Here is a 26,911-nt window from a genome sequence, read left to right on the forward strand (position 1 = left end):
GATCCTGATGTACCACAGGGTTACACCCGAGCCCCATCCCGCTTTTTTAAAATACTGCGTTACCCCGAAAGCATTCGCGAATCAGATGAGATTCCTGTCTGCAGCAAAATATACCCCTATCGACTTCAACGATTTTTTGAGTCTTAGAGACGGCCGTGGAAAGCTGCCCGAGAAACCCATTGTAATTACATTCGACGATGGATTTCAGGATATTGCAGACAACGCAGTTCCAATCCTCAGCGAAAGAGGATTTAAGGCCGCCATTTATTTCGTGACCGCACTTGCAGGAAAACAAAGCAGCTGGATACTGCCTTCAAGAGGGGTGGAGTTTCCTCTTATGGATTGGGGCACTATTAAAGACCTGGAGAAACATGGTATTCAGTGCGGCGCGCACAGCTCTACCCATCCGAAACTCACAGAAATTTCCTTATCCGATTGCCGGAGCGAGCTGCTGAACTCTCGCCTTGAGCTCGAGAATCGGCTGGGACGCGAGATAAGACACCTGGCCTACCCGTTTGGTTTATTTAATCGGGACGTACGAGATATAGCCGAGGATACAGGATATTACACCGCATGCTCGACACAAATAGGTATTTCCTCATTCAAGGAAGACTTGCTCTCTTTGCGCCGTGTTCCGATTAACGGCCAAGATTCATTATTCGATTTTATATTCAAGCTAAAAACAGCTCATACGATCGGTGAGTATGGCAGAAGTAAAGCCCGCGGGGCAAAACGATTATTAAAAAGAATAATAGGCACATCCAAAGCTACATGAAGAGAAAGCTACATGAAGAGCTTATACAAAATTAGCGTTATAATACCCACATATAATCGCCGTAACTCGGTGAAAAGAATACTTAAGGCGCTTGCCGAGCAGACCTTCTCTCCCCGGGATTACGAGGTTATAGTCTCGATCGACGGCTCGGAGGACGGAACCGGGGAGATAATAGAAGAATTCAAACCCGATTATAGCCTGCGCTCAATCTGGAGCCCGAATTCGGGAAGGGCAGCGGCATGTAACAGGGGAATCCGTGAAGCGTCAGGGGATGTAATAATTTTGCTAGACGACGATATGGAACCTTCCCGCGAATTTATAAACGCGCACTATGCCGCACACATAGGTGAGGAGCGCTTGGGGGTTATGGGAGCGGCTCCCGTTCCAATTAAGGACACATCACAGCCCATAGTTAAATACATAGGGACAAAATTCAACAACCATCTGAAAAAGATATCTGCGCCCGGTTATAACTTCCAGATAAGAGACTTTTATAGCGGGAACTTTTCAATTCGGCGGGAATTGCTTTTAGAAATCGGCGTTTTCAATGAAGCTTTCAGGATTTATGGCAATGAAGACGTTGAGCTGGCCTGGCGAATGCTGGGGGCAGGCGTGAAGCTGTCATACAATTCCGATGCACTGGCTACACAGCATTCCGAGAAAGATTTTCGTGGTATAGCCGGAGATAATATAGCCAAGGGAAAGACGGCCGTTCTACTGGCGAGCCTGTACCCCGATTCAATTAACCACCTTAAGCTTAGCGAATACCGCCATCCGTCCTGGAAGTGGGGTACGCTACGAAGGGCTTTGGTATCAGTCAGCATGATCTTTTCTAAAACTCCCGAGCTGATAATTTTATTCACCAGACTAATGGAGAAATTACACCCTGCTTATTTGGAAACCTGCTATTTTTTATCGCTTGATTACTTCTTCTGGTACGGTGTAGAGATTACTTTAAACGATAGCAATATCGATAACCGGGAAAAACTGATGCACAATATAAAGTATTCCAAAAGCTGAAATCATGAAACACAGAGTAGTGCATTACATAGATAGCCAAGGTTTTGGGGGAGCCGAACTCATACTGTTCAACCTTCTTTGCGGACTAGACCCAAAAAGATGGGAGTCCGTATTAGTCTATCATTCCCACCCGGGTATTGCCCCGTTTATCGAAAAAGTGAACGAATTGGATATAGAGATAATTTCGCTCCCTCCTATAAAAAGATGGACCAATATATCCCGGATGCTCGAACTCATAAGAAAGCTAAGAGTACTTAATGCAACCGTCTTTCATGCACAGATGCCCTGGTATCTTTCGTGTTCATTCGGAGTACTTTGTGCGTTCCTGGCACGTGTCCCTGCAATCGTTGCTACCCAGCACCTATACATAGAAATCAGCCCGAACCGCCTGTATATTCTCCAGAAACTGGTTTCCATGATAGTCGATCGCTATATTGCGGTCTCCGACGGAGTAGCCGGGAAATTAAGCAGACTGATTTTCTCACCTAATAAAATACGAGTGGTAAAAAACGGCATTAGTGTCGAGGATTTCCACTCTACTAGAAGCAATACTCTTCGTGATTTACTGAAAAAGAACAAACATATGCCAATTGTTTTAACCGTTGCCCGCCTTGACAAACAAAAGGGACACGAATATTTATTAGAAGCCGCGTCTATGGTCCCCGACGCAGTTTTTGTTCTGGTCGGAGACGGCCCCGAAAGGGAAAGACTGGAAACATATGTCAACGAGACGAGCCTTGATGACCGGGTGGTGTTCCTAGGACACAGACAAGATATTCGGGAGATTCTTTCCGGTTGTGACTTGTTCGTTCTTCCCTCTCTATACGAAGGACTCCCCCTTTCAATTCTTGAGGCCATGGCCGCCGGGAGGCCTGTTATCGCATCAGATATTAACGGAACCGATGAAATAATTATCGACGGCAAAACCGGCATCCTGGTTCCTCCGGCTGATCCACGCGCAATAGCAGAGGCAATACGCAGAATATTATCCGACCCGTCTCTCGCACGGAATCTTGCTGATTCCGGCAAAAAAAGAGCTCATAGCGAGTTCTCATCAAAAAAAATGGTAGAGGGCGTTACCAGAGTATATGACGACATCATCAGAGAAAAAAAGGCAAAATAAACGGTTAGAGGCCGATAGCCGCCCCGCTGAGAAATATGGCCATCTTGTTCTCTTAAGGGCCGATTGGCGCTTCTTGCTTCCTAACCCGAATCCCGATAAGAGCATATGTTTTGCCGATGGAATGCTCGCCAAGGCAGTAGAAACCATAAGTAATTCAACTCTGCAATCAGATTTGCAGCCTCCCTCTGACGAACATGATTTGGCAGTTGCCACCGACCCTGACGAAAAACTTCTCAATGTCGTCTTCTCGGCTCTAAAACCCGGAGGTTCATGCTATATAGAGTGGGACGTACATACATTCTTCAAACCTGAAGCCATAGGCGTAAAATTGGAAAAGGCCGGTTTCGAAATGATAAATTTCTATGTGCCGAAACCGGACCCGGCCAAAGCTCCATCTGTAATCTGGATTCCTCTCGAATCTTACGGAGCTGTAAGTTTCTTGCTTAAGAGAGCTTATCATGACAAGACTTACTCAGCTATCAAGAAAATAGGCAATGCATTACGCTATTTTCTCTGGTTACTGAGTCCCCGGCTGTTCATAAATTATCCTTGGCTTCTTAGCTCCGGGCAAACGAGGTTTAAGGTTTGCTCGCTTGCTCGCAAACCGGGTAATCAAAGCGGAAAAGAAGCCCCCTTTTCCGTGGAAGAAAGGCTCGGCAATATAATACGAGGCTACCTGAATAGCAATGGAGACAGCGAACATGGCAAAATAACGGAAATCCTAATGCTTACCGCGGGTTCACATAGATTCAATAAGGTCGTACTAGCCGTATTCGAAGAAAAAGCTTATATACCTACAATAATCGTAAAAATACCCAGAATAGACAGGTCCGCTCACACGCTCGCAAATGAGGTAAAAACCCTGCGTACGGTTCATGATGAATTTAAACTCACTACTGGTGTTCCACAGGTAGTATTCGCCAACCATGACCTGGGGTATTACGCCGTCGGGGAGACCTTTATTGAGGGGGTGCCTCTTGCCAAAATCCTTAAAAGGAATAACTGCCGCGAGCTGGCTCTTAAAGCAACCTCCTGGCTATTAGAACTCGCAAAAAAATCCGAGATAAAACTCCACAACGATTGGCGAAATACTTTAATTAAACCGCTTATTCAGGAATTCACCGCCCGCTTTGGCCATTCGATTGATTCCGGACTCATAGAGCAGACCAATGACGTTGTTTCTAATTTTGAGATACCGTGTCTTATATGTGAACACAGGGATTTTTCGCCCTGGAATATTCATGTTGACTCAAAGGGAAGACTCGGAGTACTTGACTGGGAGTCCTCCAGACTAAGCGGATTACCGGCATTGGATCTTATATATTTCATAACTTACCTATGTTTTTACGTCGAAGACGCCTGGAGGTTAAGTAATTTTAAAGAATGTTACAAAACAATGTTAAACAGCGACACATTTACGGGAAGCATATTCAAAGAGTGTCTCAACCGTTACGCAACTACGCTGGGCATACCAATCAAATCACTATATCCTCTTCGTATAGTAGCCTGGTTAACCCATATGGTTTCCGAATTCGAACATTCCGCTCCTGACGATCGACAAACTGGGCAATTCGAGACAGCAAGAAAGAGTTTATTCCTGGAACTCTGGGAAGAAGACATACTGTTATCCGGGGAAATAGAGCCTTAATAATCATTAGAATAGAAAATTAATATGCGTTTCTTATTCATATCGAGACATTTCCCCTCTGACCTGCGAACGAGCGTTCACGGGGTATATAAACGTATGGGGATGTTTATAGAAGCAATCAAAGACTTCGCAGGGCTTGACATGCTGTTTTACGTTCCTGAAGATCAAAGCTATTCACAATCCCAAATCTCTGATTTGGAAGAATCCTTCTCCAAGCATTGGGAGGCGGATATCAAGCTCTTTCTATGCTCCGTGTCGGAATTCAATGACAAAACCGAGTTAAGCAAATGGTTATCCTTCGGGGCAGGCATAATTAATTTCCACAGACAAAAAGGCTATTTCGAGTTAAGCGGGCAAAAACAGGTTCAGGCCTTGGAGGAGTGCTTGGAAAGAAAACCCGATGCTATTTTCGCACACAGACTTTCCTCAATGTGCCCGCTTCTATTGACAAAAAAAATCCTTCCGCCAATTTTTTTTGACCTTGATGACATTGAGCATATAGTGCTCGAACGATATATAGGACAGCAAAAAAAACTGCATAGCAAACTCCTGTATTTGCTTTTGCCGGAATTGCGTTCGGGAGAATCGAATGCGGTTAACCTGGCAGATGAAACATATGTCTGCTCCGAGAAGGATCGCTCATACCTGATGAGGAAATTTCGCAATAGTAAAATTGTTACAGTTCCCAATGCCGTAAAAGCACCCGGATTACAGGATGCCAGACCCGGGCAGACACTACTCTTTATCGGTTCGGATTATAAGCCTAATATAGAAGCCGCCAACTTCCTCGTAGAAAGTATCTGGCCGCATGTTCATCGGGAAATTCCGGACGCTAAATTAATTATCGCCGGCATAGCAAGGGACAAGCTCAATCGGGATATTGCCGAGGCGGAAGGTCTCGAAATAACGGGTTTCGTAGATGATCTCGACAATGTATATAGAAGATCCCGCATAGTGACCATCCCGATACTTGTTGGAGGAGGCACGCGTTATAAAATAATTGAAGCGGCGTCTTACGGAAAACCCATTGTCTCTACCGCTACCGGCGCGGAAGGGATTGAGTTGTCTCATGAGACCGAAATAATTATCAGGGACAGTCCGGAAGAATTTGCCGAGGCCTGCATTCAGCTGTTAAAAGATTCCACTCTCTGCGAGAAAATAGGAATTAAGGCGAGAGAAAAAGCTATCAGGTATTATGACCGCAATAATGTAATACGATTAATCAGGCAACATATATTGGACTGCCTGAAATAAATACGTTATAAATTCTCAATCCGCTCTATAATATAATATAATGCCAAAGGTAAGCGTAATTATTCCGACCTATAACCGTGCAGAATATCTCAAACAGGCAATTGCGAGCGCTCTGGGCCAGACATTTGAGGATTTCGAACTATTGATAGTAGATGACTGCTCCTCTGATAACACATCCCGCATAATAGAAAATTGTACCGATACAAGAATCAGATATATAAGGAACAATGAGAATAAAGGAATCTCAGCCGTAAGGAATATAGGGATTAACAATTCAAGGGGGGAATATATTGCTTTTCTGGATGATGATGATGAATGGTTCTCAGACAAACTGGAGAAGCAGGTGAGCATGTTAGAACCTAGTTCCCCAAAACTTGGAGCAATTTATACGGGGGTCGTTTCGGTTAATATGGCAAACAATAAAGTAGTTAAACTTAGGATTCCTCAGTATAGAGGTAATATATTAAAGAAGATGCTGCTACAAAATTTTATTCCCACACCCTCTATCGTCTTGAAAAAAGCATGTTTTGAAAAAGTCGGCCTCTTCGATGAGAGAGTGCCATATGGTGAAGATCACGATATGTGGATACGCGTTGCAGAAAAGTTTGAATTTGACTATGTCGAAGATCTGCTAGTGAAGCATCGAGTTCACGAGAATTCTATCAGTTCCAACATTAGTGCTGTAATAATGGGATTGGAGAGATTAATAGCGAAACACCAAAGGCTTTTCGTCAATTATAAAAGAGCCTACAGCAATAATCAATTCAAGCTCGGAGCTGCATATTGTTATGATGGTAATATTAAACTGGGGAGGGGAGCGTTCATAAAAGCAATCAAGCTCAATCCCTTAGACCTGAGATTATATTACAACCTGGCTATATCCATGCTGGGAGCCGAAGGGTACAAAAAATTAAAGGAGACAAAGAAAAACTATTTCACCATAGAGTCTCAAAATCAATACAACAATTAATATCAAAATAATACAAGGAACATGGTTCACTGCCACAGCAGAGAGAAAATGCTCAGAGAAAATTCTTCCATATCAAGTATTCAAAATATCCTGATTTTCTCAATATTAGTTCTAGGCAGCATAGTGGGTATTTACCTGGGCTTTAAGGGGTCCTACTCCTTAATCATTGGAGCTATTTTAGGTTTAATTTTTCTTTTCTTGACAATTACAAAGCCCTGGATCGCAATAGCGGCATTTTTCATATTAATTCCACTTGAAAATTTATACGTCCTTGAAGGTGGCTTCACATCCACTCTCACAAAGCTGATGGGAGCCTACCTGATTTTTATAGTTATAATCAGCGGTTCGCTGAAATATCTTCACGAAGTCTTTAAAAATAAAAAAGTGCTGTGGATTTTGCTTTTCGGTGCGGTAGGATTGATCTCGGTACTAGTTTCCAAGAACACCGCCCAGAGTTTTAAGTTCGTGGTCACATTATGGCTGTCTATAGTTTTATACGTGGTATTTATTATGATGATCAGAAACACAAAAACTTTAAATATGGCAACACTCGCAATATTGACCGGGGCAGTACTATCAGTTCTCAGTCCGCTCGTTTTGGGATTCGGCAGGGTATCAGGATACTTATGGCAGCGCTACGGGGGTTTGTGGGGCGATCAAAACGAATTTGCAGCAATCTTATTGGTGCTGATACCTATTTCTCTAACTCTTTTTTACATCTCTAAAAACAGAGTTCTCAAGATCATTCTGGCCTTTTATTCCGTAGTTTTACTTATAGGATTTGTGCTTACTTATTCCCGAGGTGGATTTACGGCTTTCGGAGTTATGATTATTTTGGGTTTGTTCAAGTTAGTAAAAGGGCAAAACAGAACAAAAATTCTCGCCATAGCCATACCCTGTCTCATTGTCGCTTTTATCGCATTCTATTACACCTTTGCAGATGAATTTATAACTAGAATGGAAACACTGAGAGTTCTGGAAAGCCCGGAATCGGTACGTGCGGAAAGTTCGCTTGCAAGAAGATACTACTATTACTTCGAACTATCTCCGAAACTATTCATCGAGCATCCTATTCTGGGCGTCGGTTATAGAGGCTTCCAGTTTCATAATATCTATAACCAAATTACCCATAACACATTTCTGGAGGTACTTACCGGAACAGGTCTTCTAGGTTTTATACCTTTTATAATGATTTTATTCCTCACATGGAAGGAACTGAGAAGGGTGGAGTTTATTGCCCAAAACAATGAAAACCAGATATATTTAACATCATACGCGAATGCATTGGAATTAGGATTCTTGTCCTACCTTGTTGCGGGACTTTTCATATCTTTGGATATAGACAAAATGATGTGGTTATCCATAACTCTCTCCGCAGTCTTAATGAATATTACAAGAATCCAACTTCTAACTTTGAACCGAAAGCCCCATGAGCAAATGGGTTCTCCATACCAAGGGTATGTGAAATTTTGATCCTACCATAAATCAGATAGAGGCATACGCTCAAAAGCGCTCACAATTAATATGAAAATTCTTTACATCTCTCACTACTTTTATCCGGAAATGGGGGCGGCATCCGCAAGAGCATTCGAACTCTCCAAATACTGGGTAGAATATGGCCACGAAGTTACCGTCCTCACCTGCTTCCCAAATTATCCCGATGGTGTTATACATAATGAATACAAAAGAAAGTTTAAAAAGCTATTTATGCGCGAACAAATATGCGGCGTTAATATAATCAGGGCGGCGACCTACCCCACCCATTTGAGAAGTTCGTCCAGAAGAGGTCTTAACTATTTGTCGTTCTTCATATCTTCAGCTATAATTACACCCTTTTTAAAAAATTTTGACGTTATTATTGCAACATCACCCCCTCTATTTCCTGGCTTGACGGGACTAATTGCTTCTAGGTTAAAAAATATACCTCTGGTTTTTGAAGTCAGAGACCTGTGGCCCGAAGTTATCACTGCAGTCGGGGCAGCCGGGAAGAATTCATTGTCATACAAAACATTTGATAAAATCGCCTCGATTCTTTACGAGAAAAGTAATCTGATAGTGGCTCTGACAGAATCATTCAAAGATGAAATCATTTCTCAAAGGGGAGTAAATCGTCAAAGAATAAAAGTAATAGAAAATGGTGTGGACATAAAGATTTTTAAACCTTTCCCGGCTGAACTAGATCTAATTGATAAGATTGGATTAAAAGATAGATTTATTATTTCATATATAGGAACAATCGGCTATACACACGGAGTAGAGGTAATAGTAAGAGCCGCGCATGAAGTCAAACGCAAGTTTCCCCAAATTGCCTTTTTACTGGTAGGAGATGGCTCAGACAAAACCAGATTGGAGAAACTGAAGAACGAAGAAGGACTTGATAACGTGGTTTTTGCGGGACAGCAGCCGAAACAAAAGATCCCGGTATATTTAAACGCTTCGAATATCTCCCTAGTTTTATCTAGTAAACAAAGACTGTTCCGTAAAACAATTTTTGCAAAGGTCTTTGAACCCATGGCCTGTGGAGTACCCGTTATAGTGGGGGCAGAAGGAGAAACCAGAAATATAGTTGTTAATAGGGCAAATGCAGGAATCGGTTTTGAACCTGAAAACGCCTGTGGGCTGACCGATTCAATAACAAAGCTATACAATAATCCTGAGCTAAGAAAAAAACTTGGAGAAAATGGGAGAGAATTTGTCAGACGCGAGTTCTCCCGTTCTGCAAAAGCAAAACAGTATTCCGATATACTCGAGGAGCTGGTGAGAAATAATAGACGGTAACAACACTTATTTATTCAAAAACACGGTAATATGAAAAAGAATGTAATGATCTTATTGGATATATTGCACTCGGAAGGAGCCGAAAATCTTGCAGTCAATATAGCTGTCAACTTGAATAAATCGACAGAATATTCGCCATTTGTCTGCGTAACGCGGGCAGGCGGCGTATTAGAAGATAAATTGAGAATTAACAACATAAAATATGTGATCCTAAATCGCAATCACCGTTATGAATTTTATAAATTCCTCCCCATGAAAAAAATTATTAGGGAAGAGAACATCAGGATTATCCATGCTCATAAATTAGGATCAAATTTTTGGGGCAGTCTTATAGGGGGCTTTCTCGGCATACCGGTCATTTCACACTTTCATACTTATCATATATCTCCAACAAGGTCAACCGATATAGTTGCGGCTAAGCTAATAGACAGGCTGTCCCGTAAAATAATAAGCATTTCTGATTACGTAAGGGACAGGCTTATAAGCGAGGAAGGAATCACACCTTCCAAAATTGTAACTATTCATAACGGAATAGATTACAGTAAATATAATACCGAACTGAGATTAGATTTGAAAAAGGAGTTAGATATAAACATCGAGTCTCCTGTCGTCGGCATTATCGCAGCTTTCAGACCTGAGAAGTATCACGAACTCTTTCTGCTGGCAGCACGTGAGATAATAAAAAAACATCCGCATGTAATTTTTCTGTTAGTAGGCGATGGTATTACAAGGAAAAAAATCGAAGGCATAGCAGTAGAACTGGGTATAAAGGATAATTGCGTTTTTACAGGAATCAGACAGGATATACCTGATATCCTCTCAATAATTGACATAGGGGTTCTTTCCTCACATTGGGAGGGATTGCCCCTGGCCATTCTGGAATATATGGCATCATCGAAACCCGTCGTATCTACTAATGTAAGCGGTCTTGAGGAGGTAATCGTAAACGGAGAGAACGGCTTTTTAGTCCCGCCCGGTGACTTCCGCGAGTTAGCAGAGAAAATTAATATGCTTATCGAAAACGAGACTCTGGCGAGAGAAATGGGCAAAAAAGCATTCTCAACGGTAAAAGAAAAATTCTCCGAAGAAATTATGATGAATAAAATCGAACGACTGTACGATGAAATTTATCACACAATCACCAAGATATAATAATTATGAACACAGAAACCCGGAATATAATTCACACTTATATATCACTTTTACTGCGCTGGTTCAATATATTATTGGGACGGAGTTACTACCATGTTTCTCAGCCTATAGGGAGATTTATAAGCAAGGACGAGATAGCAGGGTATTATAATGATTTTACCAAAAAAGCTGACTGGAAGGGAATATCAGATAATGAGGGAATACCGCTTAATATACTAAGCAACGGCATCAAAGTATACTTTCCTATCACTATAGCACAGATGGCTCTCGGAAACTATGATTTATGGTTGGAAAGCAAAGAATCGGAAAATAAAAGAAAATTCCTAACTCTTGCAAACTGGCTTAAAGAAAATCAGGACAGCAAAGGCGGTTGGGAGAACCCGTGGGAATATCTCAGGCCATCTTCAATATCCAATTACTCTGCGATGGCTCAGGGAGAAGGAATATCGACGTTGGTAAGGGCATATGCATTGACAAAAGATATATCATTTCTGAATCAAGCTGAAAAGGCATACAATCTGATGATGGCTCCCATCGAGAAAGGAGGGTGTACATTTTTTATCGATGAAGATATCTATCTCGAAGAATACCCTGAGATCCCCAGAAGCACAGTACTAAACGGATGGATATACGCCTTGTTCGGGGTTTATGACTTCAAAATAGCCAGCAAAGACAGAGACGTCAAAAGCGTATATGAGAAAAGCCTAGAGACAGTAGAAAAAAGCCTGAAGTTTTTTGATTCCGGTTATTGGACATATTATGACCTTCAAAACAATCTAGCGTCTCATTATTACCATGCAGTCCATATTTCCTTGTTAGATGCTTTATATATTCTTTCTGATACAAAAACCTTTGATCATTTTTCAAATAAATGGAAAAATTACGAAAGGAATTTTTTCAACAAAAGCAAGGCACTCACCGCAAAAGCTTTACAGAGACTGAAAAACCCGATGAACATAACTATAACTAAATGAAATAGATTAAATAGGGTTTAATAACATGTGTGGAATTGTAGGAATCTGGAGTCCGAATAATAAAATTAACAGGGAAGTCTTAATCTCTATGACTAATACATTGTCACACCGAGGCCCAGACGATTCTGGTATATATATCGATGAAGAATATTCTCTGGGCCTGGGCCATAGGAGACTCTCTGTACTTGATCAGTCACCACTAGGGCACCAACCCATGGCTAATGATAACGAATCGATATGGGTCACTTATAACGGAGAAATTTTCAACTTTAAAGATATCAGAAAAGAACTTATACAAAAAGGTTACAAGTTCAAAAGCAACACCGATACCGAGGTAATAGTCAAATCCTTTGAGGAATGGGGAATAGAATGCGTCAATAAATTCATTGGCATGTTTGCAATCGGAATATGGGATAGTAGAGTGAAGAAACTTTACTTAATAAGAGACAGAGCCGGAGTAAAACCTCTGTACTACTACTTTAAAGACGGCTTGCTCTTATTCGGCTCAGAACTGAAAGCTTTAATGAAATATCCAAAATTTAACAAAGATATAGATTTAAACGCACTTCCGCTCTATCTAAAATATGGATATGTACCAGCGCCTTTCACAATATTTAAAGATACCTATAAACTAAAACCCGGACACTACCTATGTTTTAAAGAGAACAATCCGGAGCAAATTAAATATTGGGATATAGTTGACTCTTACCTTAAAGGGCCATTGAAAAAATCAGAAGACGAAATAGAGGAAGAACTCGAGGATTTACTCATAGATTCCTTTAGATATAGTCTGGTTTCCGACGTTCCTGTCGGTATATTTCTTAGCGGAGGTATAGATTCTACCACACTTACGGCATTTCTTAGCAAAAATGTAGATAATCAGTTAAAAACATTCTCTATAGGGTTCCATGAAAATAGCTACAACGAAGCTGAATGGGCGAAGAAAATAGCAAATTACTTGGGAACTGATCATACCGAGTATTACCTATCGGCAAAAGAAGCATTTGAAATTGTCGGAAAACTGCCAGAAATCTATGATGAACCATTCGCCGATAATTCGGGAATTCCAACATATTTACTTTCAAATCTAACAAGAAATAATGTTAAAGTAGCACTATCTGCCGATGGCGGTGACGAGCTTTTTTGTGGCTACACGCGATATATAAATTTAAACAAGCTCAACTCTTTGATCTGTAGATTGCCTGAATTTGTAACAAGCTCTCTTATTAAAGGATTTGATCTTATAAATCCAGCCGTAATTGAAAATCTATATAGAAATTTCAAGTTTGCTCTTCCCGATATCGCAAATTCAAGAGACAAATACGATAAAGCAAGGCACGTATTGAGGGAAATCAAAAATGGTGAACTTGCGGATATGTACAAGACAGCAGTAAGCATCTGGATGTCTCAGGATTTAATGGAGGTTATGAGACATAAGGGCAGTGTTGACGGTTGTACATATTTCGATAAAACATTCCACGAGCTAGAGAGCAGAAATCTGTTAGAAAAAATGAGGGCTACGGATTTCAAGACTTACCTGACGGACGATATTCTTACCAAAGTGGATAGAGCCACTATGAGTGTAGGCCTCGAAGGCAGGGTCCCTTTTTTAGACCACAGACTTGTCGAATATAGTGCAAGAATTCCTGTAAGTTTGTTGTATAAAAATAATCAGAGCAAGTATGTTCTGAGAAAACTACTTTACAAACATGTCCCACCTAAGTTTCTGGAACGTCCAAAGCAAGGATTTAGCATTCCTTTACACAATTGGTTAAAAAAAGACATGTCCGAGCTGTTAAAACATTATTTAAGCGTAGACAAATTAACCAAAGATAATATATTTAACCCACATGCTGTAGATAGATTAATTAAGGACTACATGAAAGGTTCTTCGATAAATATAAATAAGCTATGGAGCATTCTAATGTTTGAGATGTGGAAAGAAAGATGGCTGGATATCTGAGGCAAGGATAGAATAAACTGTTAACATAGTCATATAATTATGACCGAAAAGAAGATTGCTTACGTTACTTCTAGTTTTCCCATTTTAACAGAAACCTTTATAATCCGAGAGATTGAAGAAGTCAAACATAAAGGTATTGATATCGAGATATTTTCCCTAAAAAATGTAAAACAGAACAAGAATATTCCCGGCTGGGGTCAAGAGCTTATATCTAATACACACTATCTCCCCTTTCTATTCTCAGTTGAGATATTAAAAGCGGCTCTTTTTTATATCACAAATAAACCTCTCACTATAATAAAACTTATCTCTGAAATAATCAGAACCCATACTAAGGAACCTGACATGTTATTTAAAACCCTTGCTGTATTTCCCAAAGCCCTCTCTATTTCACTCATTGTGAAAGACTTGAAGATAAAAAAAATTCATGCACATTGGGCAACTATACCAACAACAGTAGCCTGGATAGTCAGCAAGCTAAATGAAATCGATTTTACCTTTACAGCACATGCTTGGGATATATTCAAATATGACACGATGCTCGAAGACAAAATCGCGGAAGCAAGGAAAGTAATTACCTGCACAAATTTTAACAAGAAATATCTAGAGGAAAAATTTGCGGATATAAGCCCCGATAAAATCGTGACTATTTATCATGGTATGGATTTACATCAATTCAAATCCGACAAAAAAAAAGCAAATCGTATTTTCACTATATTGAGTATTGGAAGGCTTGCGGAAAAGAAAGGATTCCACATCCTTCTCCAAGCCTGCAACATATTGAAAAAAAAGCAAATTGGGTTCACTTGCCAGATTGTGTATGTAAGTGGAGAGTTTGAGAAAGAAATATTTGAGCTATATAACTATCTGGAGCTAGCAGGTTATGTGCAATTTATCCCTGAAATGACACAGGAGAAATTAATTGACTACTATAACAATGCAGATTGTTTCATATTACCCTGTATTGTTACTGATAGCGGAGACAGGGACGGCATACCCAATGTAATTTTAGAGGCTCTGGCTATGGAGTTGCCCGTAGTAACGACACCCATCTCGGGAATACCTGAAGTTATAAAAGACGGGGAAACAGGCCTTCTGGTTGAGCCCGAAAATGCAGAAGAGCTGGCGGCGGCTATCGCGCGGGTGTATTCGGATCCAAATCTGAGAGAGAAACTGGGAAAAGCGGGAAGAGATTTCGTAAATCAGCATTTCGAAATCTCTTCCAATGTTGAGCGTCTATTAAAAGTAATATTTAGTTGACGTATTCGTCCATGCCTATATCACAGCCGGCATCGAGTAATCTGTCCTGTCCGTCAAAATCAATACCTGCACAGCTGTTTTTCTCCCCCCGGTCTCTTGCCGAAGAGTCAGCCTTTATATGATAAATACCGGTCGATGTATTAGTGAACCCGGGGTCGGCGTTGAATAAGCTGTTTTTATCCCAGCTCGTAACGGACTTATATCTTGAACCAAAGTCACTCCTCCAGCCGTCCTCCCATTTCCAGGAATCAGATCTCACATTCCATAAGTTGTAATCAAATGTATTCTTACTCGAACCGGAGTCAAAGGTCTCTAGCGCGGCCACATCCTCCAGCGTGCTATAGAATATGTTGTTCTTAAATATATTGTCCGTACTATTTAATATCCCTACAAAAGTGTGGCTTGTATCGTCAGTTTGAGGATATTGCTCAAGAACGAACGTATTGTTTCTGATTACGCTTCTTTTAACGTTGTACCATAGCACCATACCCCAAGAATTGTTCTCAATTATATTGTTTTCTACAACCATATTTTGCATCTCGCTGTTGCATCCGCTGCCGTTCCACTGAATCCCTCTGCCCCCGTGATCACTAAGAGTATTGCCCCTTATCGTTATATCAGACATCCCGGTGCAGAGAAAATCACTCATATATATCCCGTGACAGTGCTTGGGACTCTCGCCTCCCCAATCACTGCTATAGCACGCGCCCTCCTCCGTACCGTTAAACTCTATCACATTAGCATCGATGAACACATCGTCTGTAGATACAATTAGAATACCCTGATACCTGTTTTTATGTATCCAATTGTTTCGTATGGTGTTGTGCCCTTTATATAGCTTTACACCGTCCCAGCCGTACCTGATTTCAAATCCTTCCAGTATTATCCACTCCGCATTGAACTCAACTCTCGGCGTACCGCTTGACGGACAACATTCCAGGGGATAACTACCTCCCCCGGGATCTATCACAGGTCTGTGACTCGGATAATTGACAAGGGCAATAGGTTCTTCCCTCGTTCCGTTCACAGTAAAGTTGACCCTTTCATTATATACACCGTCCTTGACCTGTATTGTGTCTCCAGGGCGGGAATTATCGAGCGCCGATTGTATAGTCCGATAGTCTCCGCTACCGTTCTTATCCACGATCAACACGCGTTTGTCCCGAGGTTCAAGCGGTGCATCCGATACGCCCGAATCTATAGTTCCTCCAGTCGAAGGAGGGATATCACCCGGCTCGGGCTCCTCACTAGGAGGGGGAACCGCCCGGGGTTTGTCAAAATCAACTACCAGCTTGGGGCCGTTTCTCCTGTTTTCCTTGCTGTTAAGAGTTACATCTCCGGAATTCGCAATGACATACACACCATTATTGGTTTCAACACCGTCTACCCAATCCTGAACCAACTGCGTTAAATCCAACTCAGAGTATTGCCGGGTTCTTGAGATCTCTACATTATCCTCTTCAAAGGAGGCAATATCGGGTCTTCTGCTCCAGGATATTGATTCATCCCACTTATTCATAGCCGCAAACACAGAAATATCCGTCGCAGATCTGCTTCTGGAAGCTACATATAGAGATAACTTGGCATTCGTAATTTTCGATCCGCGGGGTATATCCGATATATCGAACTCAAGCAGCCCAGCTCTATTTTTAGAATCACCTTGCTTCAAACGAATCGTCGATTTTCGGCCGTATTTATTATTGGGTCTCTGTTCATCAATATAAGTATCAGAAACAGCAGAGTAGCCACCGGGCTCCTGGTTTGTCAAGCTCCCTCCCCTGGCGGGCCTGGAACCGCGGCCGAATGATATCCTCATCGCCTCCGCAGGAATAGCGCTTAGAGCCGCTGCAACCAGTAACAATAGCAGTATGTAAGCTTGGATCGAGTTGAATTTGTACTTCATTTGAATGCCTCCTCTCATGGTTCTCCATCCAGCGAGCGGGGAGCATTCTTTTCGACCACGGGTTCAACTAAAAGTTAGGTTGAATCAGGAAGGAACAAAATATTGCGATTTTCTCTTCCTATTTCGGCAACCCGGCCACCGTATGCACCTAAATTTACTCGGCACTTAGGTCGAAGGCTTTGCGTCCCACCCTTTCGGATGGTTTGCCTTTTTCGATTAGGACACGTCCCAATCAATTAAGCTAAAAACCAATAAAAAATAATATTTACGTCAATATAATGCAATATTTATACCAAAAAACTAAAACCAAATTCTATAGATGAAGTATTGATCGCAACTTATTGGCAGCATTAGAAGTTTTATTGATTTAAAAATACAGTTAAATATAATGAGCATGACGCAGATTGGCATATATTGTCAAAACACGGATGGAAATGACGATATTGGTCAACGCATAGCATTTATACCGGAATATCAAAGGAATGAATTGTACTTGATGCATATTACCGTCAATCCCGGCAACTCGGAACCGACAGCAAATATTTTTACGGTATACCCGAAAAGAAACGAAGGTCATTCGTACCGGATTTTCTGAGCGCTGTATAGAAACCAGACGACGATTATCATCAATGCGGCAAGGGAAACTTGAAGAACAACCACAGAAGCTATCTTGAAATAGGCGAACTCAGGGCTGACATAGCGTATGAGCCACCCGCCCGCTATATCGCCGAAAGCGGATAGAAACGAGGAAAGGATTAAAACCAGTTTCCATATATTAGCTATTCTAGAAAACAATATTAAATGGTTAAGCGTAACAAGAATTATGGCCATGGAAAAAAAGTGAAAATGGGCTTCCTCAAGCATACCGAGGTAGCTTTTAGCCGGCCTGAAATTTTCCTCAGAGCCCCTGTAATACTCTACGACCGACTCATAACTAAACCCGACCTGTAGGTACAAGAGTAAATTAGTAATCCATAGGAAAACAAAAAATAAGACGGTAAAAACTATGATAAGCCTTAAGAGTGTATTTTTCCTTATATCCTGGGAAATAAAGAAACGCAATTTATTTCGGTTCCTTTTTAACGATGTTTCCTTGAAGCAGGCTTACTCGAACGATAGCAAGTATTTGCCGCATGGTCTGAGCCAGGGAGTTCGACGTTATCGTAGCGCCTGTTATGTTCGGTATATCCTTTCCAAGCCTGATTGAGTCTTTCGCACTCTTGCCGTTAAACAGCTCGATCCAGTTATCTCCAGGCATGTACTCAGGGGGTTCGAAGAAAGCCAGAATTTCGGCATGGCTCAAGGTCCCGTCAGGGTTGACCACAAACATAACGGTCTCCGTTTTCGTCCTAAGAGTATGAGTGTCAATTATAGCATATCCGAGTGTATTGTCCCCCTTTATCCCCTTATAAACTATGAAAAGTCTCGAATTCAGTCTGGAGCGGGAGATTGATTCTATTTTCGCGGCCTGCTCATCGGACAGAAAAATTTCTATCTTTTCTATCTCTTCAGCCTGAGGGAATGCCGCTTTAAGAGCCTCATCCCTCTTCATATAGACCTTGGACGTTGAGAGAGACGGTATCAGTAATAATATTAATAAAGAAATTATTGCAAGCTGCTTGTTCATTTTGAGACTGTAGTAATTAAAAATGAGGACGCGGAAAAGTTTCCGCGTCCTCCTCGGAAGTTATATTTAACCAGATTTAGAAAACATATCCAAGGCCGAAATTAAATTGATTTGTGGACTCGTCGGCCTCGTTGTCCAGCCACTGATATTCCGCCTTCACCACAACCTGCGGTATAGGTTTGTAGTTAAGCCCTATAGTAAGGTCGCTCCTGTCATTAGCAGGGTCACGCTCGAATCCGGAAGGGACCTGCGCCTGGGTATCGTACTGCTCCCACCTGACAAACGGCGCTAAATATTGAGCGTACTGACTCGAGAAATTAGCAAGGGAGAGAACATTATACGCGCCAACCAGATAATAGCCCCACTGCTCATCCCCCACAGATTCATCTCCGGTTAAGCCGTTCAGCGCGTTTATTTCCGCGGCGTCGTCGAGGGCCGTGTAGACGAAAAGCCCCCTCGCTTCTAATCCCCTGTACTGCACCTGTATGTCACCCTCGTACATCTGGAAGAACCCTTTGATCTTTTGACCGTTGAGAGAGGATTCTGGGTCGTTTACTTTTTGATTCTGTCCCGTATTGCCAAGGAATATAGAACCCGCAACCGTAATGTAAGGGATTGGGTCATATTCCACTCTGCTTACGAATGCAACGTCATTGAACAGGGCTCTGCTCCCCCTTACGCGCAAAGATCTGTTATTAGCGGCCCTGAATCCTCTGGCATCAAAACTATTCATAATATAGGCCCTGTAATTGATCGTGCCGGCACTCCGCAGATCTATGTCACCAAAAATGCCGAGCCCGTTTTCCCTCCACGTTGTGGGAATTATCTGCGTTTCCACAGCGGGTCTGAACACACCGAAGAAGGTGGTAGGTTCATGCACCTCGTTGATGATTCCGAACGGGGCCAGCATCAATCCCCCGCGGAGATTCAATTCGGGCCAGAGAAGAAAATCCAGCAGAGCAAACTCGACCGACACCGATCCGTCCTGTCCGTCCTTATTGGACTCGGTCGTCGCGTGTTCAAATTCAATCTCGGAGTTAAATATAATTCTGTCCGTAAATTTATATCCGAAATAAAGGACCACCCTCTGGGCGTCGACTACATTATTCGCGTTCTCCCTTACCTGACCCACAAGCAATTCTCCGTAGCCGCCGATAGAAAGCCCTTTATCTTTCAAATAAACTTTCGATGCGGCGGGGCCGGCCCCATAGAACTGCTCATACGTCGGTTCGGGAACGACAGAAGCAGATTTGATATTGTCTATCTCCTCGGCCAGAATGCTCAGTTTATCTTCTATCGATTGCAGTCTGTCATCAGGGACACCCTCAGATTTAAGCTCCTGGAGCTCCTGAGTTACGCTTTGCAGTTTCTTTTCCAGCTGCTCTATCCGCTCATCCTGGGTCTCTGTCCTGTCCTGTTCGACGGTCTGCGCAACCACTGCGGCTTTATTCTCTTCTTCAAATTTATAATCTGCTTGATCATTGATTTTTTGGGCCCTCAGTGTCTGATATTTATCCAGCTCATAAGAAAAATTCTCCTGACCTTGTGTGAGCTCCCGATTGAAAGCCGTAGCCGGCAAAAGCAGGACAAGAAGAACCGGAAGTATACAGAAAGCTATCCGATAGTTATCCATATATAGATATTTGGTCATCCTTTCACAACCTCCTTCACAATATTGATATTCGTTTTCAAATTCAAATTACCAGAACTACGCAGTTTGTCAAGAAAATGATAATCATTTTCAATAAAGCGACCCTCTTATTTTAACTTTATCGAGAAGCAGGGCTCCGGAAGACGCGGTAACGGTACACCGGGAGATGAGATGGATGTCCCCCTGCCCCGCTTCTCAAAGTGGACTGGCCTGTTACGGTGATATTTCTTATAATCAGAACAATGACTCCTCTTTAGTTATTCTAAACACATTCAATTACAACTTATATAAAGAAGAAGGGCGGCTAGCTAAGGTAAATAGGGCGATTATTTCAAAAGGGCCGCCCTTCTTCCGGGTGAGGTTTTATCCGAAAAACTAGTTCATTGATATTCTCATGTCCGATTTTTTTCGTAGTTTTTCAAATCCCGGTCGCCAGCAGAGCTTACTTCGAGCGCTTCTATAACCATATGAGTGAGACTTAACAGATACTTGCGCTCAAGCCTAAGCATAATATGACCTACACTCACATGGTAAAAATCACAGCACCCGCAAACGGAAACATTACCAATACTAGAAGACGAAAGAACCACCGGTTTATCAGAATCGCATATATAGCCCATCTACAATCTCCTCAACTCTTTTCATTAAACAATCTTAAAATCGATCTCTTGTTTACATATGATAACAGGCAAACCTTTCATTTTGATAACAATATTCAATATCATAATACCAGCCGTAAATAAGCTGTCAAGGAAATAAGCCCGTTCACGAATACAAATTTGATTCTTACCTGAACGAATAGCGGGGTTCTCATATACCAGAGAGGGGGATAATGTGCCTTCGGGCCAGATAAGGTGGCCAGGGGGGAGGATTGCCGCAGATGCTTCTCTCCTTTGCAATGACATCCTTCGACCGGGCTCAGGATGAATGGGCGGATGGCATCCGCCGGCGTCAGGGAGTGAAGCGGCTTGAGAGGGTGCTCGGTTCGGCAGACATGTTGAGCAGGAATCGTAAAATCACACTACGTGCGTGCGCCCGCTGGTGATAAGCAGGGGAGTTTCCATTCCCCCCACCTTAGTCCTCCCCCCCATGGGGGGGAGAAAATTGATTGTGCGATGCAGGAATTGGCGGAGGAGTTTCGTAGAAATCAAATATGAACACAGATTCTGTGCAGAAATCGTAGTATCACACTACGTGTGTGTGCGCGCTCAGGGAGCGACGATATAGAGCCCCCTGCCCTCGCAGCGCGTGGGGTTCGGCTCCCATGCTTCAATCAGTGCATCACCTTCACTGATCTGTTCCGGGGTCATTTCCGAAATGATCCTGTTCATGGAATCCTGGGCAACCTGAATCTCGTGCGGGGAGCCTATCTCGCTCGCTACACCGAACCACTTGTACCCAGCGACCAGGTCTTTTTCTTCCCCGCACCCCTTTTTACAATCGAGAGTGGTGTACGGGATACTGATACATGAATATACCGCTCCGAGGCTTATCTGGGCCTGAGCCTGTCCCTGGTCTGCGGATTCACTCCAGAGCTGAACCGCTTTCTTATAACTCCTCCCGACCCCGAGCCCCTCAAAGTACAAGAGACCCATTGCGTACTGCGCGTCGCAGTCGCCCTCCTCGGAAAGGGGCTTCCAGAACTTGGCCGCAATCCCGTAGTTCCGCTGCTGATACCAGTTGAGGCCGATCATATATTTATCCTTCTCGGTAAAATCCCTCACGGGGTTTGGCAGCTGGTCGGGGATCTCTTCGGGGATTTCCTTTACCTGCTGACATCCCGTGCCCAGAAGAAGAAGCAAAAACGCAACAATCACCCTGGTTCTATATCCCCAAAGATCAATCCGCGACATCATTAACACACCTCATAAGCCTGTTTAAATCCCCGGTTGGCCCTCTTGAGCTGAAAATTATTTTTACAGTCAAATATAGTGGAGAAAAAATCGAAGTCAACTAAAAAATCCATTGTCTTTCAATAACGGTCGGGATTTGACAAAACAGGATTGAAGTGAAAGAATTTATGGGCTACGTTTAAAAACAGGCAAAAAATGCGTTTTTCAGAGTACTATAAATACAGAGAAACAAAACCGGTCATATCCTTTGAAATTTTTCCGCCAAAAACGGAAAAGGGGATGAAGAACCTTGAGGAAGTCCTTAAGGAGCTGGCGGCGCTTGAGCCGGATTTCATAACAGTGACCTACGGTGCTATGGGCACTACAAGGGACAGGACTCTCGAAATTGCGGCGTTAATTAAAAGCCGTTTCGGTGTGGAGTCCGCCTGCCATCTTACCTGTGTCGGTGCATCCAGAAAGGAACTGGATCATGTTCTCGGACGAATTTATGACGCAGGGGTCGAGAACATAGTAGCTATCCGGGGCGACCCCCCTCTCGGCTCAAACGAATTCGTGCCGCCTGAGGACGGATACACCTACGGATATGAACTGGTCCGCCATATAAGGGAGTTCGAAAAAATCACTCTCCATAAAAAGCACTTCGGGATAGCTGTCGGCGGATATCCCGAAAAGCACCCCGAGGCCCCCGACATAGGGATAGATTTGGAAAACCTGAAAAGCAAGGTCGATTCGGGAGCGGATATGGTGATCACACAGCTTTTTTTCGATAATAGCATGTACTTCGATTTCGTCAGCCGAGCAAAATCCGGAGGAATTCATATCCCGATAATTCCCGGCCTTATGCCGATTCTTTCGGTAAAACAGATTGAACGAATTACGTCGATGTGCGGGGCGTCCATCCCCCCCGAGCTCAAGAAGCGCCTGGAGACGTGCAAGAACGACGATGAGAAAGCGCGCAGAGTCGGAATAACCCAGTGCATCAATCAGGCAAGGGAGCTTCTGGCCGGCGGAGCGCCGGGCATACATTTTTACGTACTCAATAAGTCGGATCATATGAAGGAGATAATCGAGGCCATTCCGGTCAGCGAATTCAAAAATACGGGCGGCAGGTTCGCGGCGCATAACCCCTAGGAATCTCAACCCGATAAATACATGCCCGACACAGTCACGCTTTTTAACAGAGTTGCCAAGCATTACGATTCCCTCAATACATTTTTCAGCCTGGGTATGGACAGGCAGTGGAGAAAAAGGCTCGCGGAGGAGATCAGGGGGTCGTTATACGTGCTCGATATAGCAACAGGCACAGGAGAGGTAGCTATCGAGACGGTACGCAAACTGCAGAGGGCCAAAGTCGTGGGAATTGACCCGAGCGGAGAAATGCTCGATCTGGCTAAACAGAAAATCGAATCGGGAGGGGAATCTGAAAAAATAATGCTCGTGCAGTGCAAGGCCGAGAACCTTCCCTTTAAGGACAATGTGTTCGATGCCGTAACCATAGCTTTCGGCATAAGAAACACGGTTGATCCCCAAAAATCACTCTCGGAAATGAAAAGGGTTTTAAAAAAGGGAGGGAAAGCGGGAATAATGGAGTTCGCGATACCCGGCAATAAAATGTTCGCGCCGCTGTATCTGTTTTACTTTAAGAACATACTCCCAATTGTAGGATCGATCTTCGGGACCGGAAAAGAATACAAATATCTTTCGGAATCAACAGAGTCCTTCCCACAGCGCGAGAGCTTCACGGAGCTCATGAAAGACGCGGGACTAGAGCCCGAAAAGTCAATCGAGCTTATGATGGGGATAGTTATTATCTATATCGGCATTAGAAAAGAGTAGCCGTTTAAACTAAGGCGCAAGACGCTCAATGGCCCAGGTCCCGTCCTCTAGCAGCTTGTAACGGAGCCTGTCATGGAGCCTGTTCGGTCTCCCCTGCCAGAACTCAACCGAGTCGGGTATGAGTCTGTATCCGTTCCAGTAGAGAGGTCTGGGAACTTCCCTGTCCCGGTACTCGTCCTCGATCTCCCTGAAACGCTTCTCCAGATATTCGCGGTCGGGAATGATACTGCTCTGCTCGGAAGCCCACGCGCCTATTTGACTGCCCCTGGGTCTGCCGGCGAAATATGAATCAGCTTCTGAACCGGGGACCTTCTCCACCCTGCCCTCGATTCTCACCTGACGCTCGAGCCTGTCCCACCAGAAACAGATAGCGCAATATGGATTCGCCGCAAGCTCTTCCCCTTTTCTGCTTTCGGAATTCGTATAGAAGACAAAACCGTTTTTATCGAACCCCTTAAGGAGCAACATTCTGGCTGTCGGTTTGCCGTCCGCCGAAGAGGTGGCGAGAGTAAAAGCGTCAGGGTGAACGAACTCGGCTTTCGAGGCGGCATCGAACCAGATTTCAAACTGTTTAAAGGGATCGGGATCGAGGTCCTCTTCCAGAAGCTCAAATATTCCGTATTGTCTGTTCTGAATCTTACTCACTTTGAGACCCCTTAAAATTGAGCGGTTCAGGAAAGCAGGTGTTCCAGGGCCGCCCTTAGCGCCGGATATTTGAATTTATACCCCGACTCCAGAAGCTTTACAGGTTTAACCCTTGCGCTGGAGAGGAGGAGCTCATCGGCCATCTCGCCCAATAGACCCTTTGCCAGAAAAGAAGGCAGGGGAATCAACGTCGGACGTCCGAGTACCTCCCCGAGGGTATCGGTAAATTTTTTATTGGTCACCGGATCGGGCGCCGCGAGATTTACCGGACCCGTAAGATTTTCGGTTGTAATGCAGTGGCTTATCGCCCCGGCTACGTCATCGAGGGCAATCCAGCTCCAGTACTGCTCCCCGCTCCCTATTTTGCCCCCCAGGCCGAGTTTAAAGGGAAGCAGCATTTTCTCAAGCGCTCCTCCTTCGGGGGATAACACGACACCCAGCCTTGTATTTACGACCCTTATTCCCGCATCTATAGCCGGCTTGAGAGCATTCTCCCACTTCACGCTCACCTCAGCCAGAAACCCCTCCCCGGCGCCGCTTTCCTCCGTTAAAACCTCATCGCCCCTGTCCCCGTAATACCCGATAGCCGATGCCGCAACAATAACAGACGGTTTCGAATCGAGAGATGAAAGGGCGTCCGATAGAAGCTTAGTACCCTTCACGCGGCTCTCTTCGATTTTCCTCTTTTTTTCCTCTGTCCACCGGCCCGCGATGTTCTCCCCCGCGAGATGAACCACGGCACCGTGGCCCTCGAGTCTGCCGGAATCGATCTCGCCAGCCTGAGGGTCCCAGTAGGCAACGTCTTCCTCGAACCCGGACTTGGAGCGCGTAAGCCTTGTTACAGTATTCCCGTCCTTCAAGAGAAGCGGTATCAGCTCCGAGCCTACGAGTCCGGTCGATCCTGTAATCAGAATTTTCATAGCGTTGGTATTTCTAAGGGTATCATATACTGTAAATTATTCTAAGCGCCGAACACGTCAAGTATGGCTTTTTGGTATTCCTTGACCTCTTCGAAATCAAGATAATAATGGGGGGCGCTCAGTACCGGGAGGTCTATGTACTCCCTGTACCGCTCGATTTTTTTTCTGCATTCATCCGCGCTACCAACCACCGCGAAGGCATCGACCATTTCATCGCTTACGCTTTCAATCATCCCTGCGGTATCGCCCTTCAGGAAGGCCTCTCTTACCCTTTGGGTCTCCTTTTCAAAGCCGTGAAGCCTGAAGGGGGGTTGATAGGTAAGTACTGTGGCGTAAAACGCCACGGTCGCTTTTGCGGCACGGACAGCCCGCCTTTTGTCCTCCGACACGGCGCAGGTTATTATTGAAGCGACCTTAAAATCGTCCCCGTTCCCGCCGGAATTATTTAGCCCCGTATTTATCGCCGGGCGGACGACTTCTTTCAAATAGCCGAGCGAGCATACGACATGTCCGAGATACCCGTCGGCGGATTCCCCGGCGGCCCTGCACATATTGCTTCCGACCCCGGCGAGATAGACGGGGATATTTTCTCTCACGGGCACAAAGGGGCGGTGATAGCCTCTGGTGCTTATATCGTAATACTCCCCTTCGTATGTAAGGGTTTTGCCGGTATGGAGATTCCCGGTAAGGAGCTTGATAACGTCAATACATTCTTTTATACGGGTAACGGGCTTCCCGTGTGAAAGGCCGTGCCACCTTTCGTTGGTACGCTTCGCCCCTGTGCCCAGACCCAGTATGAGCCTGCCTTGACAGACTTCATCGAGGTCGAGCGCCGTGAGGGAAGTGATGAGGGGGCTTCTTACAAACGCAAGCGCTACCGCTGTGCCGAGCTTTATATTCCGCGTGGCCTGAGCGACGGGAGAGAGCTGCTGGAAAGAGGTGCGGTAAAGCTCAGTCGCCCATACGGAGTCGAACGACGCGTCCTCGGCATCACGCGCCAGCCGGACCAGGTCTGAAATCTTCCCGGCATCAAGTATCAATCCGACAGGCTTCATTAGCTCATACCTTCAAAAATAATAAAGGCGGCATGAAAGCCGCCTTCCTTTTACTTTTTTCCGATTTTTTTAAGATGTTAGAGAGGAATCAAATCCTGAATACGATTATTCCTCTTTCTTCTCAGGCTCGCCTTCTGCTTCGGGCATCTCATCCGCCTCTTGATCCTCTCGTTCAGGGGCGGATTCCTGAGCCTTCGCCTCTGTTTTTTCCGCCTTAGCCTCTTGTGGTTGCCCGGGCTCCGCTTCTTCCGGAGCGGCTTTGGCTTCGGGCTTCGGAGTTTCCCCAGCCTCTTCTTCAGGGGGTGCTTCCGCTTCGGCTTTTGCGGCAGTCTCTTGCGCTTCCTCCGCCGCACCATCTTCGGGCGAGGACTCTTCTTTCACCTCTTCAGGAGTTGATTCAGCTTTGGTCTTTGCAGCAGGCTCTTGAGTCTCCTGGACTGCACTCCCTTCGGCCTGAGCGGCGGGAGCTTCCGCCTCCGGCCTCTCATGTTTCGCCTCGGCTTC

23 protein-coding genes and 1 riboswitch are annotated in these 26,911 nt (G+C 44.1%); of the genes, 14 read left to right on the forward strand and 9 right to left on the reverse strand.

Features of this window, described 5'->3' with window-relative positions:
* The first annotated feature begins 7 nt into the window (after positions 1-7).
* The 12 genes from RIG61_13810 to RIG61_13865 are packed head-to-tail and all read left to right on the forward strand — an operon-like array spanning position 8 to position 14,917.
* Positions 8-775, forward strand: a complete 768-nt coding sequence (locus tag RIG61_13810; protein ID MEQ9620232.1) for a polysaccharide deacetylase family protein — start codon at positions 8-10, stop codon at positions 773-775.
* A gap of 12 nt (positions 776-787) precedes the next feature.
* Complete coding sequence (locus RIG61_13815; protein ID MEQ9620233.1) at positions 788-1,795, forward strand: glycosyltransferase; 1,008 nt, start codon at positions 788-790, stop codon at positions 1,793-1,795.
* Between the two features lie 4 nt (positions 1,796-1,799).
* Positions 1,800-2,918 carry a glycosyltransferase gene (locus RIG61_13820; GenBank protein MEQ9620234.1) on the forward strand — a complete coding sequence of 373 codons (1,119 nt, stop codon included), beginning with the start codon at positions 1,800-1,802 and terminating at the stop codon, positions 2,916-2,918.
* Positions 2,884-4,566 carry an aminoglycoside phosphotransferase family protein gene (locus tag RIG61_13825; protein MEQ9620235.1) on the forward strand — a complete coding sequence of 561 codons (1,683 nt, stop codon included), beginning with the start codon at positions 2,884-2,886 and terminating at the stop codon, positions 4,564-4,566. The genes RIG61_13820 and RIG61_13825 overlap by 35 nt, the downstream gene beginning before the upstream one ends.
* 24 nt (positions 4,567-4,590) lie before the next feature.
* Complete coding sequence (locus RIG61_13830) at positions 4,591-5,820, forward strand: glycosyltransferase (GenBank protein ID MEQ9620236.1); 1,230 nt, start codon at positions 4,591-4,593, stop codon at positions 5,818-5,820.
* A 40-nt stretch (positions 5,821-5,860) separates the two neighbouring features.
* Complete coding sequence (locus RIG61_13835) at positions 5,861-6,790, forward strand: glycosyltransferase (protein ID MEQ9620237.1); 930 nt, start codon at positions 5,861-5,863, stop codon at positions 6,788-6,790.
* Between the two features lie 48 nt (positions 6,791-6,838).
* On the forward strand, positions 6,839-8,263 hold the full coding sequence (locus RIG61_13840; protein MEQ9620238.1) for an O-antigen ligase family protein: 1,425 nt from the start codon (positions 6,839-6,841) through the stop codon (positions 8,261-8,263).
* 51 nt (positions 8,264-8,314) lie between these two features.
* Positions 8,315-9,568: a glycosyltransferase family 4 protein gene (locus RIG61_13845; protein ID MEQ9620239.1), complete on the forward strand. Its 1,254-nt coding sequence runs from the start codon at positions 8,315-8,317 to the stop codon at positions 9,566-9,568.
* A gap of 30 nt (positions 9,569-9,598) precedes the next feature.
* Positions 9,599-10,720: a glycosyltransferase family 4 protein gene (locus tag RIG61_13850; protein MEQ9620240.1), complete on the forward strand. Its 1,122-nt coding sequence runs from the start codon at positions 9,599-9,601 to the stop codon at positions 10,718-10,720.
* A 5-nt stretch (positions 10,721-10,725) separates the two neighbouring features.
* A complete protein-coding gene (locus RIG61_13855) occupies positions 10,726-11,694 on the forward strand; it encodes a D-glucuronyl C5-epimerase family protein (protein MEQ9620241.1) in 969 nt (322 codons plus the stop codon).
* 25 nt (positions 11,695-11,719) lie between these two features.
* On the forward strand, positions 11,720-13,657 hold the full coding sequence (asnB, locus tag RIG61_13860) for an asparagine synthase (glutamine-hydrolyzing) (protein MEQ9620242.1): 1,938 nt from the start codon (positions 11,720-11,722) through the stop codon (positions 13,655-13,657).
* Positions 13,658-13,696: 39 nt separating this feature from the next.
* Positions 13,697-14,917, forward strand: coding sequence for a glycosyltransferase family 4 protein (locus tag RIG61_13865; GenBank protein ID MEQ9620243.1), 1,221 nt, complete (start codon positions 13,697-13,699; stop codon positions 14,915-14,917).
* On the opposite strand, the gene RIG61_13870 is transcribed toward RIG61_13865, so the two are convergent.
* The 6 genes from RIG61_13870 to RIG61_13895 form a co-directional block, all read right to left on the reverse strand.
* Positions 14,910-16,820 carry a DNRLRE domain-containing protein gene (locus RIG61_13870; GenBank protein MEQ9620244.1) on the reverse strand — a complete coding sequence of 637 codons (1,911 nt, stop codon included), beginning with the start codon at positions 16,818-16,820 and terminating at the stop codon, positions 14,910-14,912. The genes RIG61_13865 and RIG61_13870 overlap by 8 nt on opposite strands.
* A gap of 122 nt (positions 16,821-16,942) precedes the next feature.
* Positions 16,943-17,038: riboswitch (cyclic di-GMP riboswitch) on the reverse strand.
* Positions 17,039-17,393: 355 nt separating this feature from the next.
* On the reverse strand, positions 17,394-17,777 hold the full coding sequence (locus tag RIG61_13875; protein ID MEQ9620245.1) for a hypothetical protein: 384 nt from the start codon (positions 17,775-17,777) through the stop codon (positions 17,394-17,396).
* Positions 17,778-17,883: 106 nt separating this feature from the next.
* Positions 17,884-18,372, reverse strand: a complete 489-nt coding sequence (locus tag RIG61_13880) for an FMN-binding protein (protein ID MEQ9620246.1) — start codon at positions 18,370-18,372, stop codon at positions 17,884-17,886.
* A 151-nt stretch (positions 18,373-18,523) separates the two neighbouring features.
* Positions 18,524-20,098 carry a hypothetical protein gene (locus tag RIG61_13885; protein ID MEQ9620247.1) on the reverse strand — a complete coding sequence of 525 codons (1,575 nt, stop codon included), beginning with the start codon at positions 20,096-20,098 and terminating at the stop codon, positions 18,524-18,526.
* Between the two features lie 392 nt (positions 20,099-20,490).
* Positions 20,491-20,718, reverse strand: coding sequence for a hypothetical protein (locus RIG61_13890; GenBank protein ID MEQ9620248.1), 228 nt, complete (start codon positions 20,716-20,718; stop codon positions 20,491-20,493).
* A gap of 588 nt (positions 20,719-21,306) precedes the next feature.
* On the reverse strand, positions 21,307-21,954 hold the full coding sequence (locus RIG61_13895) for a tetratricopeptide repeat protein (protein ID MEQ9620249.1): 648 nt from the start codon (positions 21,952-21,954) through the stop codon (positions 21,307-21,309).
* Positions 21,955-22,146: 192 nt separating this feature from the next.
* Here RIG61_13895 and metF point away from each other — a divergent pair, with 192 nt between their 5' ends.
* Complete coding sequence (gene metF, locus RIG61_13900; GenBank protein ID MEQ9620250.1) at positions 22,147-23,082, forward strand: methylenetetrahydrofolate reductase [NAD(P)H]; 936 nt, start codon at positions 22,147-22,149, stop codon at positions 23,080-23,082.
* 21 nt (positions 23,083-23,103) lie between these two features.
* Positions 23,104-23,787 (forward strand): bifunctional demethylmenaquinone methyltransferase/2-methoxy-6-polyprenyl-1,4-benzoquinol methylase UbiE, encoded by a 684-nt coding sequence (gene ubiE / locus RIG61_13905; GenBank protein ID MEQ9620251.1) that lies wholly within the window; start codon positions 23,104-23,106, stop codon positions 23,785-23,787.
* Between the two features lie 9 nt (positions 23,788-23,796).
* Here the strand turns inward: ubiE and pdxH are convergent, their stop codons facing one another.
* The 3 genes from pdxH to RIG61_13920 are packed head-to-tail and all read right to left on the reverse strand — an operon-like array spanning position 23,797 to position 26,407.
* Positions 23,797-24,432, reverse strand: a complete 636-nt coding sequence (gene pdxH, locus RIG61_13910) for a pyridoxamine 5'-phosphate oxidase (GenBank protein ID MEQ9620252.1) — start codon at positions 24,430-24,432, stop codon at positions 23,797-23,799.
* Between the two features lie 26 nt (positions 24,433-24,458).
* Positions 24,459-25,352 (reverse strand): TIGR01777 family oxidoreductase, encoded by an 894-nt coding sequence (locus RIG61_13915; GenBank protein ID MEQ9620253.1) that lies wholly within the window; start codon positions 25,350-25,352, stop codon positions 24,459-24,461.
* Positions 25,353-25,393: 41 nt separating this feature from the next.
* Positions 25,394-26,407 carry an LLM class flavin-dependent oxidoreductase gene (locus RIG61_13920; protein MEQ9620254.1) on the reverse strand — a complete coding sequence of 338 codons (1,014 nt, stop codon included), beginning with the start codon at positions 26,405-26,407 and terminating at the stop codon, positions 25,394-25,396.
* Between the last annotated feature and the right edge of the window lie 504 nt (positions 26,408-26,911).

The organism is Deltaproteobacteria bacterium, assembly GCA_040223695.1.
In the GTDB taxonomy this organism is placed as follows: domain Bacteria; phylum Desulfobacterota_D; class UBA1144; order Nemesobacterales; family UBA2774; genus JAVKFU01.